Origin of the sequence: Terrabacter sp. BE26 (genome assembly GCF_041941675.1) — a bacterium.
Classification (GTDB): Bacteria; Actinomycetota; Actinomycetes; order Actinomycetales; family Dermatophilaceae; genus Terrabacter.
In genome coordinates, this window is sequence record NZ_CP090122.1 from 151,909 (window position 1) to 167,649 (window position 15,741).

Genomic DNA, 15,741 nt, shown 5'->3' on the forward strand with positions numbered 1-15,741 from the left:
GTGCCGTTCGACCTCGGACCGCTCGTGGAGCGCGTCACGCCCATCCTCGTCTTCCTGGTGGCCATCACCGTGGTGGCCGAGATCTGCGACCTCGCGGGCCTCTTCGACACCCTGGCCCACCGGGCCGCGCGCGTCGCGCGCGGGCGGGTCGTCGTCTTGTGGCTGCTCATCGTCGGGCTCGCGGTGGCGTCCACCGTCGTGCTCAGCCTCGACACGACGGCGGTGCTGCTGACCCCGGTCGCCATCACGGTGGCGCGCCAGGTGCGGGCCCCGGCCCTGCCCTTCGCGATGACCACGCTGTGGCTGGCCAACACCGCCTCGCTGCTGCTGCCGGTCTCGAACCTCACCAACCTGCTGGCCCTGCACCCGTTCCGCGCCCTCGAAGTCGGAACCCTCGGCTACGTCCGGCTGATGGCGCTGCCGGCGGTCGGGGCGATCCTCGCCACGGTGGCCGTGCTGTGGCTGCTGCACCGTCGGGACCTGCGCCACACCTATGCCACCCCGCCACCGGCGTCGCCGCACGACCGGGTGCTGATGCAGATCAGCGGCGGCGTCTGCCTCCTGCTCGCTCCCGCCTTCGTCGCCGGCATCCAGCCCGCCCTCGCAGCCCTTCCAGCCGCCCTCGTCCTGCTCGCGGCGACCTACTGGCGCGCTCCCGAACTGCTCCGGCGCATCAGCGTCCCGTGGCTCACCGTCATCGGCATCTGCGTGCTCTTCGTCGTCGTGGACGCCGCCCTGCGCGCGGGACTCGAGGCGTGGCTGCGGACCGTCGTCGGGCACGGGACCGGCGTCCTCGACCTGCTGCGCGTCAGCGGCGTGGGTGCCGTGACGTCGAACGGGATCAACAACCTGCCAGCCTACCTCGCGCTCGAGCCCACGGTGACGGACTCCCCCACCCGCCTCGCGGCCCTGCTCGTCGGCGTCAACGCCGGCCCTATCGTCACCATGTGGGGCTCGGTCGCCACCCTGCTCTGGGCCGCCCGCTGTCGCACCGCAGAGCTACCGGTCGAACCCGGCCGGATCGCTCGCACCGGCCTGCTGTGCGCGGTGGCGGCCGTGACGGTCGCGACCCTGGCCCTCGCCGTGGCGCCCATCTGAGCCTGCGCGGGGAGTCAGCCGAGGGCTCGGCGCAGGTCCTCCACGAGGTCGCGGACGTCCTCGAGACCGACAGAGACGCGCAGCACCCCGTCGGTGATGCCGACGGCCTGCCGGGCCTCGGGGGTCAGCCGCCGGTGGGTCGTCGTCGCCGGGTGCGTGATGAGCGACTTCGAGTCGCCGAGGTTGTTGGAGATGTCGATGACCTCGAGCGCGTTCATCACGGCGAAGGCCTCGTCCTTGCCGCCGTAGAGCTCGAAGGTCACGACGGTGCCACCGGCGACCATCTGCCGCTTGGCCAGCTCGTGCTGCGGATGCGACTCGAGGAAGGGGTGGACCACGCGCGTCACCTTCGGGTGCGACTCGAGGAAGCGGGCCACCTCGAGCGCGCTGCCGGCCATCCGCTCCACGCGCAGCGACATCGTCTCGAGGCCCTTGACCAGGACCCACGCGTTGAAGGGCGACATCGACGGGCCGGTGTGGCGCATGAGGTTCTGCACCGGGCCGTCGATGAACTCCTTCGACCCGAGCACCGCGCCGCCGAGGGTGCGACCCTGGCCGTCGATGTGCTTGGTGGCGGAGTAGACGACGATGTCGGCGCCGAACTCCAGCGGCTTGGAGAAGACGGGGGTGCCGAAGACGTTGTCGACGACGACCTTCGCGCCGGCGGCGTGCGCCAGCTCGGTCACGACGGCTATGTCGACGAGCTCCTGCATCGGGTTGCTCGGCGTCTCGAAGAAGACCGCCGTGGTGGGCTCGGAGAGCGCCGTGCGCCACTGGTCGAGGTCGGCGCCGTCGACGAAGACCGTCTCGACGCCCCAGCGCGGGAGGATCTCGTCGAGGATGACGAAGCACGAGCCGAACAGGGCGCGGGACGACACGACCCGGTCGCCCTTGCCGAGCAGCGCGGCCAGCGCGACGAAGACCGCCGACATGCCCGACGCGGTCGCGAAGCATGCCTCGGCGCCCTCGATCTGGCGAAGCCGCTCCTCGAACATGGTGACCGTCGGGTTGCCGTAGCGGGAGTAGACGAAGTGGTCGACGTCGCCCTTGAACGCCGCCTCGGCATCCTCGGCGGTCTGGTAGACGTAGCCGGAGGTGAGGAAGATCGCCTCGGACGTCTCCTCGAACCCGCTGCGAGACAAGCCTCCTCGCACCGCGACGGTGTCGGGCCGCCACGTGCGCCCCGGATCGTTCACGCCCGGCTCGTTCACGTCGGCCGTGCTCATCCCTGCACCCACGGCAGGCCCGCGACCTTCCAGCCGGCCACGGTGCGGTGACGCGAGTCGTCGTGCGGCCCCTCGAAGCCGTGCAGGATGTTGTGCGACCGCGACCAGCCGTGCTGCGTGGCGATCGTGGCCGCCGAGACGGAGCGAACGCCCGAGCGGCAGAGGAAGTAGACCGGGGCGTCCTTGGCGACCCCGGCCGCCTCGAGCTGCTCGGTGAAGCGCTCGTTGACTGCGCCGGCCGGGTATGTCTGCCACTCGATGAGGACCGGCTGCTTGCCGATCCCGTCGAGGTCGGGCAGGCCCACATAGGACCACTCGGCCCGGGTGCGCACGTCGACGAGGACCGCGTCGGGCTCGTCCTGCAGTGCCGCCCAGGCCTGCTCGGGGGTCACGTCACCGGCATAGCTCATGGACCGAATATCGCACAGCGTCCGTCAGGCGAGATGGTCGGTCCGATTGGTGAAAGCGACCGACGCGGAACCGTCCTCCCACACCTCGACCGCGCTCAGGCTGCCGGGCGCCGTCGCCACCGCCCAGAACCGGTCGGCCGGCGTGGCGAGGACGTCGCCGAGCACGGAGAGCACGCCGCGCCGGCTGGTTACGGCCACCACGGTGCCGCCCTCGGCCACGAGCGAGCGGTATGCCGTCAGCACCCTCTCGTCAGCGCCCTCACCGGGCGCCTCCCCCGACCACCGCGGCGACGTGGACGCGCCGGACTCGAGGGCCGAGGCGAGGTCGGCGGCGACGCGGGCGGCGAGCAGCTCGTCGGAGGCGACGACGGTCGCGCCCGGGCCCACCAGCCGCCGGACTGCGGTGACGATGCGCGGCGTCGCGGCGGACTCGATCGGGGCCTGGACGAGCAGGAGCCTCAGCGCGCCGGCGCCGCTCGACGCAGCGGCGACGGTAGCGGTGGGGGCGCCGGAGGTTGTCGGCGGTGCAGCCTCCGGGCCACCCGTGGCCGACTCGGCGCCTTCCTCGCCCCGGACGCGGTGGACGCTCCTGCCGTCCATCGCCTCGTTGCTCAGTGCGTCGGCGTCCTTGTTCTTCTCCCTCGGGATCCACTCGAAGTCGACGCTGCCGCCGGCCCGGGAGATCTCGGCGCACAGCTCACGCGCCTCGAGCGCGAGGCGGCGCATGTCCTCGTGCTTGATCTTCCACCGCCCGGACATCTGCTCGACGACGAGCTTGGAGTCCATCTTGACGCGCACGCTGGCGCCGGCGTCGATGTCGAGGACGGCGCGGAGCCCGGCGAGCAGGCCGGAGTACTCGGCGACGTTGTTGCTCGCGGTGCCGAGCGGTTCGGCCAGCTCGACGAGGACCCGGCCGGTGGAGGGGTCGCGGACGAGTGCCCCGTAGCCGGCGACACCCGGGTTGCCCCGCGAGCCGCCGTCAGCCTCGACCACGAGTCGGCGGGCGGAGCCTCGGGAGGCGGCGCTCACCGAGCGCTCACAGGCCGGACTCGCCCGTGCGGATCATGATCCGCCGGCACTCCTCGCAGCGCACGACCTCGTCCTCCGGCGCCTTGCGGATGCGGTCGAGATCGACGTTGCCCAGCTCGAGGCGACAGCCGCCACAGCGACGGTGGCGCAGCTCGGCGGCGGCCATACCACCACTGCTCGCGCGGATCTTCTCGTAGAGCGCGGCGAGGTCGTCGCCGACCCCGGCCACGATGTCGGCACGGCCGGCGGCCACGGTGGCCGCCTCGGCGTCGAGCTTCGCGAGCGCGGCGTCGCGCTCGGTCTCGAGCCCCTGGGCGCGGTCGACGAGCTCGACCCGGCGCGCCTCGAGCTCGGCGACCTTTGCCGTCAGCGTCTCGGCGCGCTCCATGACCTCGAGCTCGAGCTCCTCGAGCTCGGCCTGGCGCCGCGCCAGCGAGGTCAGCTCGTGCTGGAGAGCCTGGAGGTCCTTGGCGCTGCCCTGACCGGCGTCCAGGCGTGCTTGGTTGCGTGCCGCGCGGTCGCGCACGAGCTGGACGTCCTGGTCGGACTTGGCCACCTCACGCTGCACGTCGCCGGCAGCGGTTCGGGCGTTGACGATCTGGGTCTCGAGCGCTGCGAGCTCACGACGGGCGGCCTCGACCGCTGGGGTCTGGGGCAGCTTCGCCTTGGCGTGCGCGATCTGGTCGAGACGCGTGTCGATGGCCTGCAGGTCGAGCAGGCGCCACTGGCGGGACGGGTCGGCTTTCAGGACACACCTCCGGTTGGGGGGACCGCGGGCGCTGGCCGCGCGGCATTGGCACCGACGACGAACGTCCACGGCTCGGTGCGGATGGCAGAGACTCTGGTCTCGACCCTAGCCGCTGCGGCACGGTGCCCCAGCGCACCCAGCAGTCGCTGGCGGCCGCTCTCGAGCCACAACGACTCGGTGGCCCAGTGCCCGGCGTCCACGAGGTAGGGCGGACCGCCGCGGGCCTCCTCGCGCGCCTCGAGCACCGGGTGGTGGCGCAGGTCCGCCGTGACGTAGACGTCGGCGCCGTGCGCGCGGACGTCGTCGAAGCGGTCGTCGCCCGAGCCGCCCATCACCGCGACCGTGCGGACGGTTGCGTCAGGGTCGCCACTGACCCGGATGCCCCCTGCGGTCGCGGGGAGCGCCGCTGACACGACGTCGGCGAAGTCCGCCAGGCTCACGGGCTCGGCCAGCTCGCCGACCCGGCCGGCGTTACCCCCGTCCCGCGAGAGGGGACGCTGGTCGGTGAGCCCGAGGGCATCGGCCAGCACCGTCGAGACGCCCGGGTCGGCGACGTCGGCGTTCGTGTGCCCCACCCACAGGGCGACACCGGCCCGCACGAGTGCGGTCACCGAGGCGCCCTTGGCGCTCGTCGTCGCCACGGAGTGCACCCCGCGCAGCAGCAGCGGGTGGTGCGTGACGAGCAGGTCGGCGCCCCACTCGCGGGCCTCGTCGATGACGGCGAGGGTCGGGTCGAGCGCGAAGAGGATGCGGCGTACAGGCTGGTCGGGCTCTCCCGTGACCAGGCCGACGCGGTCCCAGTCGGCGGCGCTCTCGAGGGGGTAGAGGGACTCCAGCGCCGCGACGACGTCACGGAGCCGGAGGTCGCGCTGGTCGGGTTCGCGGCGCTCTGGGTCGCGGGCGGGATCGTCCACGTGGGCCCGGCCGGGCTCGAACCGACGACACCCGCGGTGTAAACGCGGTGCTCTACCAACTGAGCTACAGGCCCCTCACGCGCCCACCGGGTGACCCGGGAGTCACCGGCAGGCGGCGGTCAGCCTACGGCATCGGGCGAGCTCGCGCGGAGGCTCGCCAGCGCCTGGCGGTATGCCGTGAAGTCACGTCCGTGCCCGATGTCGCGCACCTCGGTCCACACGATGCGGCCGGACCGGTCGACGAGGAAGGTGCCCCGCAGCGCGAAGCCGTCCTCGTCGTTCAGGACGCCGTAGCGCCGGGCCACCTCGCCGTGCGGCCAGAAGTCCGAGAGCAGCGGGAAGAAGTGGCCCTCGGCGTCGGCCCACGCGCGCAGGGTGTACATCGAGTCGCAGGAGATGGCGAAGACCTGGATGTCGCCGTCCTGGAAGTCCTCGAGCCCGTCGCGGATGTCGCGGAGCTCTCCGCGACAGATGCCCGAGAACGCGGCCGGGTAGAAGACGACGACCGCGTTCTTGAGGCCCCGGACCGCCGACAGGCTGACGTCGACGCCGTACTGGTCCACGAGGGTGAAGTCGGGGGCGAGCTCGCCGACGCGGAGCGGCGCGGACGCCCCGACCGGCCGGACATGGGTGTCGGTCGGGTGCGCGTTGGTCATGGCGGCAAGTGTGGCACCACCACCGGACAGCGCGCGCCACCCGGGACGATCGCCCGACCAGGGCTGCGATCAGCGGCGCGGGCCCTTCGGCGGCATGAGCCGCGTCGCCGCCCAGTCGGCGGCGATGTTGACCTGACCACCCGTGATGAGACCGGCGGTGGACGCGGCCTCCTCGACCACGCTCGCGTCGACGTGCCCCGACCGGCCCGCCTTGGGCGTCAGCAGCACGACGAAGCCCTGGTCGAAGAGCTTGGTCAGCCCGTCCACCATGAGGTCGACGAGGTCGTCGTCGCCGTCGCGGTACCAGATCATCACCCCGTCGGCACCGTCGTTGAAGTCCTCGTCCTCGAGCTCGGACCCGATGACGTCCTCGAGCGCGAACCGCAGGTCGTCGTCGACGTCGTCGTCATAGCCGAACTCCTGAATGACCTGCCCCTTGGCAAATCCGAGCTTGCTGAAGGACGCCGCTCCCGCGGTCTCGCTCACTGTCACCGGTCCTCTCCATCGTCCCTGGTTGATGTCGCCGTCGGTGTCGCTGTCATGTCGTGTCGCCGCTGTAGGTGCCACGACATCAGTGCACTGGCTCCGACGCTATCGCGCAAGGCGGGCTCCGTCCGGCACAACGCCCACGCCGCGCCCAACCGGGCGGCGGCCGCGCGAGGAGGCGGACGGCATACCACCCCGCGGGAGGCGGACCCTCTAGCAGGCCCGTCCGCGAAAGGGACCCAATTGTGACCGCCGCCACCGTTGGGTAGAGGATGGATGCGTGCAGCGCTGCGGCCGACCGGCCGCGGGCGCCGCTTCGCGACGAGAAAGGACCCACGACGTGGCATCCGAGGCCGGACCGATCCTCAACGGGATCCCCAGTCAGCTCCCGGACATCGACCCGGACGAGACGCAGGAGTGGATCGACTCCCTCGACGCCGTCCTCGACGAGAAGGGCCGGACCCGAGCGCGCTACATCATGCTCAAGCTCATCGAGCGCGCCCGCCAGCAGCAGGTCGGCGTGCCGTCCCTGACGGCTACCGACTACATCAACACCATCCCGCCCGAGCGCGAGCCGTGGTTCCCCGGTGACGAGGAGATCGAGCGCGAGATGCGCCGCTACATCCGCTGGAACGCCGCGGTCATGGTGCACCGCGCGCAGCGGCCGGGCATCGGCGTCGGTGGCCACATCTCCACGTACGCGAGCGCCGCGACGCTCTACGAGGTGGGCATGAACCACTTCTTCCGCGGCAAGGACCACCCGGGCGGCGGCGACCAGGTCTACTTCCAGGGCCACGCCTCCCCCGGCATGTACGCCCGCAGCTTCCTCGAGGGCCACCTGACCGAGTCGCAGCTCGACGGCTTCCGCCAGGAGAAGAGCCACATCGTCGACGGCAAGATCCAGGGGCTGCCGTCCTACCCGCACCCGCGGCTTCTCCCGAACTACTGGGAGTTCCCCACCGTGTCGATGGGTATCGGCCCGATGAACGCGATCTACCAGGCTCAGTTCAACAAGTACCTCCACAACCGCGGCATCAAGGACACCAGCCAGCAGGACGTGTGGGCCTTCCTCGGCGACGGCGAGATGGACGAGCCCGAGTCGCGCGGCTTGCTGCAGCTCGCGGCCAACGAGGAGCTCGACAACCTCAACTTCGTCATCAACTGCAACCTGCAGCGGCTCGACGGCCCGGTGCGCGGCAACGGCAAGATCATCCAGGAGCTCGAGGCGTTCTTCCGCGGCGCCGGCTGGAACGTCATCAAGGTCGTGTGGGGCCGCGGCTGGGACCCGCTCCTGGCCGCAGACCGCGACGGTGCCCTCGTGCACGTCATGAACACCACCAGCGACGGCGACTACCAGACCTTCCGCGCCAACGACGGCAAGTACGTCCGCGACCACTTCTTCGGACGCGACCCGCGCACGGCCAAGATGGTCGAGGACTGGACCGACGACCAGGTCTGGTGGGATCTCAAGCGCGGCGGCCACGACTACCGCAAGGTCTACGCGGCGTACAAGGCGGCGCGTGAGCACACCGGCCAGCCGACCGTGATCCTCGCCAAGACGATCAAGGGCTACAGCCTCGGCTCGCACTTCGCCGGACGCAACGCGACGCACCAGATGAAGAAGATGACGCTGGACGACCTCAAGGCCTTCCGCGACAGCCTGCGCATCCCGATCACCGACGAGCAGCTCGAGGCCGACCCCTACCAGCCGCCGTACTACCACCCCGGTGCCGACAGCGAGGTCATCAAGTACTCCGTCGACCGACGCACCAAGCTCGGCGGCACCCTGCCGAGCCGGCGCGTCGCCTACGAACCCGTCAAGCTGCCGGGCGACGAGGCCTACGCCCAGGTGAAGAAGGGCTCGGGCAAGCAGGAGGTCGCCACGACGATGGCGTTCGTCCGCCTGCTCAAGGACCTCCTGCGCGACAAGGAGTTCGGCAAGCGGATCGTGCCGATCATCCCCGACGAGGCGCGCACGTTCGGCATGGACGCGTTCTTCCCGACGATCAAGATCTACAACCCCAACGGGCAGAACTACACGCCGGTCGACGCCGAGCTCATGCTGGCCTACCGCGAGAACGAGCAGGGCCAGATCCTGCACCTCGGCATCAACGAGGCCGGCTCGGTCGCCGCCTTCACGGCTGCGGGCACGTCGTACGCGACGCACGGCCAGCCGATGATCCCGATCTACGTCTTCTACTCGATGTTCGGCTTCCAGCGCACGGGCGACTCGATCTGGGCGGCCGCCGACCAGATGACGCGTGGCTTCCTCATCGGCGCCACCGCCGGTCGCACCACCCTGACCGGCGAGGGCCTGCAGCACGCCGACGGCCACAGCCCCCTGCTCGCGTCGACCAACCCGGCCGTCGTGCACTACGACCCGGCCTACGCCTACGAGATCGCGCACATCATGCAGGACGGCCTCGAGCGGATGTACGGCGAGGGCAAGACGCCCGAGGAGTCGAACGTCATCTACTACCTCACCGTCTACAACGAGCCGCTGCAGCAGCCGAAGGAGCCCGACGACGTCGACGTCGAGGGCATCCTGCGCGGCATGCACCGGATCGCCCCGGCGAACACCGAGGGCTGGACGCACGAGGCCCCCCGTGCGCAGATCCTGGGATCGGGCGTCGGCGTGCCGTGGGCGCTCGAGGCCCAGCAGCTGCTCGCCGACGACTGGGGCGTGGCCGCCGACGTGTGGTCGGTGACCTCGTGGAACGAGCTGCGCCGCGACGGCCTCGCCGCCGACGAGCAGGACTTCCTCTCCCCCGACGCCGAGAAGCGGGTCCCCTGGGTGACGCAGTGCCTCGAGGGCACCGAGGGCCCGGTCGTGGCCGTGTCCGACTACATGCGGGCCGTCCAGGACCAGATCCGCGAGTGGGTCCCCGGCACCTACGCGACGCTCGGCGCCGACGGCTTCGGCTTCTCCGACACCCGCCCGGCGGCACGCCGCTTCTTCCACATCGACGGCCCGTCGGTCGCCGTGCGGACGCTGCAGCTGCTCGCCAAGGAGGGCAAGGTCGACGCCGACGTGCCGCGTCGAGCCGCGGAGAAGTACCGCCTCGACGACGTCACCGCCGGCACCTCCGGCAACGCGGGCGGCGAGAGCTGACGCTCCGCTGACGTATGCCGGGTGGCCCGGTCCCGGCCAGGGGCCGGGCCACACGCGTACCCGTCACCGCCGTCCGGTGACACCCGTCCCGGTGGTAGCCGTGGGGCCCCGTGCCCCCCGACCAAACCGCGTCACTGTTGCGCCCCGCGCAACAGTGACGCAGCGGTGGGGACCGGAGGACCGGAGCGATTGGATAGGTATGCGTGACTATGCATATACTTACATTCATGTCCAAGGTCCTGACCTCGCTCCCCGTCGGTGAACGTGTCGGCATCGCCTTCTCCGGCGGTCTCGACACCTCGGTTGCTGTCGCGTGGATGCGCGAGAAGGGCGCCGTGCCCTGCACCTACACGGCCGACCTCGGGCAGTACGACGAGCCCGACATCGACTCGGTCCCCGGCCGCGCCGGCCAGTACGGTGCCGAGATCAGCCGCCTCGTCGACTGCAAGGCGGCGCTCGTCGAGGAGGGCCTGTCGGCCATCGCCTGCGGCGCCTTCCACATCCGCAGCGGCGGCAAGACGTACTTCAACACCACTCCCCTCGGCCGCGTCGTCACGGGCACGCTGCTCGTGCGTGCCATGCAGGAGGACGGTGTCTCCATCTGGGGCGACGGCTCGACCTTCAAGGGCAACGACATCGAGCGGTTCTACCGCTACGGCCTGATGGCCAACCCGAACCTGCGCATCTACAAGCCGTGGCTCGACGCCGACTTCGTCACCGAGCTCGGCGGGCGCCACGAGATGTCCGAGTGGCTGACCGCCCGCGAGCTGCCCTACCGCGCGAGCGCCGAGAAGGCGTACTCCACCGACGCGAACATCTGGGGCGCGACGCACGAGGCGAAGACCCTCGAGTTCCTCGACGAGTCGATCGAGGTCGTCGAGCCGATCATGGGGGTCAGGTTCTGGGACCCGTCCGTCGCCATCGAGACCGAGGACGTCACGGTGCGCTGGGAGCGTGGCCGTCCCGTCGCGATCAACGGCACGGAGTATGCCGACGCCGTCGCTCTCGTCGACGCCGCCAACCGCATCGGTGGCCGCCACGGCCTGGGCATGAGCGACCAGATCGAGAACCGCATCATCGAGGCCAAGTCGCGCGGCATCTACGAGGCCCCGGCCATGGCGCTGCTGCACATCACCTACGAGCGCCTCCTCAACGCGATCCACAACGAGGACACGATCGCCAACTACCACGCCGAGGGCCGCAAGCTGGGCCGCCTTCTCTACGAGGGTCGCTGGCTCGACCCGCAGTCGCTCATGGTCCGCGAGTCGCTCCAGCGCTGGGTCGCCTCCGCCGTCACCGGGGAGGTCACCATCCGCCTGCGGCGCGGCGACGACTGGTCGATCGTGGGCACGTCGGGGCCGGCCTTCAGCTACCACCCCGAGAAGCTGTCGATGGAGCGCACCGAGGACGCCGCGTTCGGTCCTGTCGACCGCATCGGCCAGCTGACGATGCGCAACCTCGACATCGCCGACTCGCGCGCCAAGCTCGAGCTGTATGCCGCCCAGGGCCTGCTGGGCGCCGACGCCCACGACCTCGTCGGGGAGCTCACCCCGGGTGGTGCCGCAGCCATCTCGGCCAACCCCGCCGCGCTCGACGTCGACGAGCAGGACGACGCGCTCGATCGCGCCGCCATGGAGTTCGGCACCGACTGACGGCCCACGCACCGGCGTACTGCCGATCCGGCCTACCGGCGCCGGGCCCGGAGCTAGCGTTGGGGCATGGCCCTCGAGGTCCGGGACGTGGCGTACTCCTACGGCGAGCGGGTGGCCCTGGACGGGGTCAGCTTCGAGATCACGCCCGGTGTGCTGACCGGTCTGCTCGGACCGAACGGCGCGGGCAAGACCACGCTGATGCGGATCATGCTCGGCGTGCTCACCCCCGACCGCGGCGAGGTGCGCCTGCACAGCGCCCCGGTCGACCGCGCGGCCCGGCAGAGGTGGGGCTACATGCCCCAGGAGCGCGGCCTCTACCCGGGGATGCTCGTCGGCGAGCAGGTCGTCTACTTCGGGCGGCTGCACGGCCTCCCCCGCGCCGAGGCGACCACCCGCGCCCGGGCCCTGTTGGCCGAGCTGGGCCTGTCCGAGCGCTGGGAGCAGCGCACCGACAAGCTGTCGGGCGGCCTGCAGCAGCGGCTCCAGCTCGCTACCGCCCTGGTGCACGAGCCGGAGGTCATCGTGCTGGACGAGCCCTTCGCCGGGCTGGATCCCGTGGCCGTGGCCGAGCTGTCCGACAGCCTGCGTGACCGCGCCCGCGCCGGCTGCACGGTCCTCTTCTCCAGACACCAGCTCGACCTCGTCCAGAACCTCTGCGAGGACATCCTCATGGTCAACGAGGGCCGGGTCGTCCTGCGCGGGCCACTGGTCAGCCTGCGGGCCGCGTCGACCGGGGTGCAGCTGCGGGTCAACGTGCACGCCCCGGACCGGCAGTGGCTCGACCGCTTCCCGGGCACCACCGTCGTGAGCGAGGAGGCCGACGAGGTCCGCATCGCCATCCCGCCGGGCACCGACCCGCTCACCGTCCTCGACGGCGCCCGGGCCGCGGGCCATGTGGACGACTTCGGCCTCGACCTGCCCTCCCTCTCGCAGCTGTTCCTCGAGTCGGTGGGTCCGGTGGGTCCGGTGGGTCCGGTGGCCGCGGTGGACCCGGTGGCGGCTGCCGACGGGAGGACGCCATGAGCTGGTGGCAGGGCATGGGCCTGGTCTACGGCCGGGGCCTGCGGGAGCAGCTGCGGTCGCGGACCTTCAAGATCGTGACGGTCGTGCTCCTGCTGCTCTCGACCGGGGCGGTCGTGGTCCCCAAGCTCGTCGCCGGCGGTCCGACGACCTACACGCTGGCGACCGTGGGGCGCGCCCCCGTCTCGGTGACCACGACGGTCGACGCGGCGGCGAGAGACGGAGGGTTCCGCACGGCATACGTGATCCGGCCCGACGAGGCGGCGGTGAGGGACGCGGTGCAGCACGGTGACGCGACGGTGGGCATCGTCGGCAACCGGATGTACGTCGCGAAGCGCGACGCGGGCGCCTTCCCCGGCATCGTCGCGCAGTCACTCGTGCGGCTGGAGACGGCCCGGATGCTGACCGGCTTCGGTCTCACGAGCGAGCAGCTGGCCAGACTCGGCTCGATCCGCCCACCCCAGCAGGTGATCATCGCCCCGACCCAGAACCAGGGCCGCGCCAACGTCGGTTTCGCGGTCGGGCTCGTGCTGTACCTCGCCCTGCTCTTCAGCGGCCAGATCATCGCCATGACGGTCGCCACGGAGAAGGCGAGCCGCATCTCAGAGGTCCTCCTGGCGGTCCTGCGCCCCAGCCAGATCCTCGTCGGGACGGTCCTGTCGGTGGCTACGGTCGCGATGCTGCAGCTGCTCGTCCTCGCGGTCCCCGTCCTCGTCGCCACCTCCGTCACGGGCTCGTCCTGGCTGCCGGCCGCGGCGGCACCCGACATCGCCCTCGCCATCACGTGGTTCGTCCTCGGCTTCGGCCTCTTCGCCTTCCTCTACGCGGCGGGAGGGGCGCTGGTCGACAAGGTGACTGAGGCCGGGACCGCGGTGCTGCCGGTGACGGCCGTCATCATCGCGGGCTACCTGCTCGGTGTGATCGTCGTGCTGGGCAGCCCGGGCTCCCCCTTGAGCGTGGCGGCGTCGCTCTTCCCCCTCACCGCCCCGCTGGCGATGCCCATCCGGTGGGGGTCCGGCGACGTGCCCGTCTACCAGCTGCTCCTCGCCCTGGTGCTCACGGCCCTGGCCGGCCTCGGCTGCATCTGGCTCGCCTCGACGGTCTACCGCCGGGCGCTGGCCATCACCGGCCACCGCGTGCACGTCGGTGAGCTGTTCCGGCGACGCAAGGGTCGCTCGGGACCCGCGTCCCGATAGGGTCCACCGATGCGCGAGATGACCGACCCCGGGACCGTGCGGACCCAGTACGCGAGCGTCGAGCGGCTCCGGACGCGCCGGAGTGTGTGGGGCCCGGGCCCGGAGGGGGTGCCGCCCGTCGACGTGCTGCGCACGCTCGTCGCGGCCTCGGGCGCATGTCGAGTCCTCGAGGTCGGCTGCGGCACGGGTCAGTTCGCCCGTTCGGTGTTGGACGAGGCGCCCGGGACCGACTACCTCGCGACCGACCTGTCACCCGCGATGGTGGAGGCCACCCGAGCGCTGGGCGTTCCCGCCCAGGTGGCACCGGCGGACCGGCTGCCCTTCGCCGACGGCTCGTTCGACGGCGCCGTCGCCGCCTGGATGCTCTACCACGTGCCCGACCTCGACGGCACGCTCGCCGGGCTGCGCCGGGTGCTCCGGGACGGTGGCACCCTGCACGTCACGACCAACGGCCGCGAGCACCTGGCGGGCCTGCTGCGCGATGCCGGCGGCGATGCACTGGTCACCCAGTTCAACTCCGAGAACGCCGCCGAGGTCCTCGGCCGCCACTTCGAGCACGTCGTGCAACGGGACGTGGGGACACGGGCGACCTTCCCCGACCACGCCGCGGCCTGCGCCTACCTCGCGACCTTCGCCCCGGACCTGGCGCAGGCGCTGCCGCGCTTCGACGGCCCGAGGACGTATGCCGGTCACACCGCGATCCTGTCGGCGCACTGACACGCTGGTTCAGCGCGACGGCGACCGGGCCCGACGTGCCGTTTGTCAACGGCATACAAAGCCTGTCACCCGCCGGGCCTAGGCTGACTGCATGAGCAGGCACCGGCGGCACCCCAGCGAGGCGACCTCGCGGGCCGTCGAGCGCAGCGCCGGTGAGCTCGCGACCCTCGCCTCCCAGCGCATGGACGAGCACCTGCGGTGGTACCGCGAGCTCTCCGCCGAGGAGCGGTCGCAGGTGGGGCTCGTCGCACAGGCCGGCATCTCGCAGTTCATTGCGTGGTTCCACCAGGAGGAGAGCCACCCGCCGTCGGCCATCTCCATCTTCGCCAACGCGCCGCAGGAGCTGACCCGGTCGGTGAGCCTGCGCCAGACCCTCGACCTGGTGCGCACCGTCGTCGATGTCGTCGAGTCGCGGGTCGAGAGCCTCGCCGGGCCCGGGGACGAGCAGCTGCTGCGTGAGTCCGTGCTGCGCTTCTCGCGCGAGATCGCCTTCGCCGCAGCCGAGGTGTATGCCGGCGCGGCCGAGGCCCGCGGCGCCTGGGACGCACGGCTCGAGGCACTCGTCGTCGACGGCGTGCTGCGCGGCGAGGCCGACGAGTCCATGCAGTCGCGGGCGAGCGCCCTCGGGTGGGGCGAGGTCGCCGACGTCACGTTCGTCGTGGGCACCACGCCCTCACTCGCCGGCGGTGCGGTGCCGGCGGTGGACGACCTGCGCCGCTCGGTCCGCCAGCACGGTGTGGAGGCACTGGCCATCGTGCAGCGCTCCCGGCTCATCGCCATCCTCGGAGGCACGCGCGACGCGCTGCGGGTCGTGGAGGCGGTGTCGGACTGCTTCGGCCCGGGCCCGGTCGTGCTCGGCCCCACGGTGCCACACCTCTTCGCGGCCGGCCGCTCCGCCCGCGCCGCACTCAGCGGGCTCGCCGCGGCGGCCGCCTGGCCCGAGGCGCCCCGCGTCGTCGAGTCCGACGCCCTGCTCGCCGAGCGCGCCCTCGCCGGAGACCAGCCGGCGAGCCGCGCGCTGGTCGACCGGGTCCACCGGCCGCTCGCGGCGGCGAGCCACGCGGCGCTCCTGACGACCGCCACGGCATACCTCGAGAGCGGCGGGGCGCTCGAGGCCACCGCACGCACCCTGTTCGTGCACCCCAACACCGTGCGCTACCGGCTCGGCCGCATCTGCGACGCGACGGGCTACGACCTCACGGTCCCCCGCGAGGCCTGGACCGTGCGCATCGCGCTCGCCATGGGGCGGCTGGCCGCGGCCCGCAGCTCGCCGCCTGCCGCCGGAGTGTCGCGCGGGTCGACACGCACGGGCGGCATCGCAGGCATGAGCGACTCCGCCGACTCGGCCGACTCGGCCGACTCGGCCGACAGGTCCCGGGCCCCTCGGGGACAGGTCAAGCCCTCGGCAGACGTGCTGTTGGAGGAAACCTCCAAACTATCTCCCGCGACTTCGTGACATTCGACGGCGAGGTCGACC

At 71.7% G+C, this 15,741-nt stretch carries 14 protein-coding genes and 1 tRNA gene; 7 read left to right on the forward strand and 8 right to left on the reverse strand.

What is annotated here, in order from left to right; translation table 11 throughout:
• A complete protein-coding gene (locus LQK93_RS00715) occupies positions 1–1,098 on the forward strand; it encodes an SLC13 family permease (RefSeq protein ID WP_374969672.1) in 1,098 nt (365 codons plus the stop codon).
• Positions 1,099–1,112: 14 nt separating this feature from the next.
• Here LQK93_RS00715 and LQK93_RS00720 read toward each other — a convergent pair whose 3' ends face one another.
• From LQK93_RS00720 to LQK93_RS00755, 8 genes are all read right to left on the reverse strand, one after another.
• On the reverse strand, positions 1,113–2,294 hold the full coding sequence (locus tag LQK93_RS00720; RefSeq protein WP_374969673.1) for an O-succinylhomoserine sulfhydrylase: 1,182 nt from the start codon (positions 2,292–2,294) through the stop codon (positions 1,113–1,115).
• 26 nt (positions 2,295–2,320) lie between these two features.
• Complete coding sequence (locus tag LQK93_RS00725; protein ID WP_374969674.1) at positions 2,321–2,734, reverse strand: rhodanese-like domain-containing protein; 414 nt, start codon at positions 2,732–2,734, stop codon at positions 2,321–2,323.
• A 24-nt stretch (positions 2,735–2,758) separates the two neighbouring features.
• Positions 2,759–3,763 (reverse strand): reverse transcriptase-like protein, encoded by a 1,005-nt coding sequence (locus LQK93_RS00730; RefSeq protein ID WP_374969675.1) that lies wholly within the window; start codon positions 3,761–3,763, stop codon positions 2,759–2,761.
• Between the two features lie 7 nt (positions 3,764–3,770).
• Entirely contained in the window at positions 3,771–4,580 is an 810-nt protein-coding gene (locus LQK93_RS00735) for a zinc ribbon domain-containing protein (protein WP_374969676.1), read from the reverse strand.
• Positions 4,508–5,425 (reverse strand): Nif3-like dinuclear metal center hexameric protein, encoded by a 918-nt coding sequence (locus tag LQK93_RS00740; RefSeq protein ID WP_374969677.1) that lies wholly within the window; start codon positions 5,423–5,425, stop codon positions 4,508–4,510. The genes LQK93_RS00735 and LQK93_RS00740 overlap by 73 nt, the downstream gene beginning before the upstream one ends.
• Before the next feature lies 1 nt (position 5,426).
• Positions 5,427–5,499: transfer RNA gene (locus LQK93_RS00745), tRNA-Val, on the reverse strand.
• 45 nt (positions 5,500–5,544) lie between these two features.
• The gene (locus LQK93_RS00750; RefSeq protein ID WP_374969678.1) at positions 5,545–6,081 is read right to left on the reverse strand and encodes a peroxiredoxin; all 537 of its coding nucleotides are present in this window, start codon (positions 6,079–6,081) and stop codon (positions 5,545–5,547) included.
• Between the two features lie 69 nt (positions 6,082–6,150).
• Positions 6,151–6,567: a DUF3052 domain-containing protein gene (locus tag LQK93_RS00755; RefSeq protein ID WP_374969679.1), complete on the reverse strand. Its 417-nt coding sequence runs from the start codon at positions 6,565–6,567 to the stop codon at positions 6,151–6,153.
• Between the two features lie 340 nt (positions 6,568–6,907).
• On the opposite strand from LQK93_RS00755, the gene aceE reads away from it, so the two are divergent.
• From aceE to LQK93_RS00785, 6 genes are all read left to right on the forward strand, one after another.
• Positions 6,908–9,679: a pyruvate dehydrogenase (acetyl-transferring), homodimeric type gene (aceE, locus tag LQK93_RS00760; RefSeq protein WP_374969680.1), complete on the forward strand. Its 2,772-nt coding sequence runs from the start codon at positions 6,908–6,910 to the stop codon at positions 9,677–9,679.
• A 227-nt stretch (positions 9,680–9,906) separates the two neighbouring features.
• A complete protein-coding gene (argG, locus tag LQK93_RS00765) occupies positions 9,907–11,331 on the forward strand; it encodes an argininosuccinate synthase (protein WP_374969681.1) in 1,425 nt (474 codons plus the stop codon).
• Positions 11,332–11,397: 66 nt separating this feature from the next.
• Complete coding sequence (locus tag LQK93_RS00770) at positions 11,398–12,354, forward strand: ABC transporter ATP-binding protein (protein ID WP_374969682.1); 957 nt, start codon at positions 11,398–11,400, stop codon at positions 12,352–12,354.
• Positions 12,351–13,547, forward strand: a complete 1,197-nt coding sequence (locus tag LQK93_RS00775) for an ABC transporter permease (protein ID WP_374969683.1) — start codon at positions 12,351–12,353, stop codon at positions 13,545–13,547. The genes LQK93_RS00770 and LQK93_RS00775 overlap by 4 nt, the downstream gene beginning before the upstream one ends.
• A gap of 9 nt (positions 13,548–13,556) precedes the next feature.
• A complete protein-coding gene (locus LQK93_RS00780; protein ID WP_374969684.1) occupies positions 13,557–14,264 on the forward strand; it encodes a class I SAM-dependent methyltransferase in 708 nt (235 codons plus the stop codon).
• Between the two features lie 91 nt (positions 14,265–14,355).
• Positions 14,356–15,720 (forward strand): PucR family transcriptional regulator, encoded by a 1,365-nt coding sequence (locus LQK93_RS00785; protein WP_374969685.1) that lies wholly within the window; start codon positions 14,356–14,358, stop codon positions 15,718–15,720.
• The last annotated feature ends 21 nt before the right edge of the window (positions 15,721–15,741 follow it).

What these genes read in the sequence shown, in the direction of transcription:
- LQK93_RS00785 (WP_374969685.1), top strand. Translation starts at nt 14,356, where the DNA reads ATGAGCAGGCACCGGCGGCACCCCAGCGAGGCGACCTCGCGGGCCGTC.
- LQK93_RS00770 (WP_374969682.1), top strand. Translation starts at nt 11,398, where the DNA reads ATGGCCCTCGAGGTCCGGGACGTGGCGTACTCCTACGGCGAGCGGGTG.
- LQK93_RS00775 (WP_374969683.1), top strand. Translation starts at nt 12,351, where the DNA reads ATGAGCTGGTGGCAGGGCATGGGCCTGGTCTACGGCCGGGGCCTGCGG.
- LQK93_RS00725 (WP_374969674.1), bottom strand. Translation starts at nt 2,734, where the DNA reads ATGAGCTATGCCGGTGACGTGACCCCCGAGCAGGCCTGGGCGGCACTG.
- LQK93_RS00750 (WP_374969678.1), bottom strand. Translation starts at nt 6,081, where the DNA reads ATGACCAACGCGCACCCGACCGACACCCATGTCCGGCCGGTCGGGGCG.
- argG (WP_374969681.1), top strand. Translation starts at nt 9,907, where the DNA reads ATGTCCAAGGTCCTGACCTCGCTCCCCGTCGGTGAACGTGTCGGCATC.
- LQK93_RS00780 (WP_374969684.1), top strand. Translation starts at nt 13,557, where the DNA reads ATGCGCGAGATGACCGACCCCGGGACCGTGCGGACCCAGTACGCGAGC.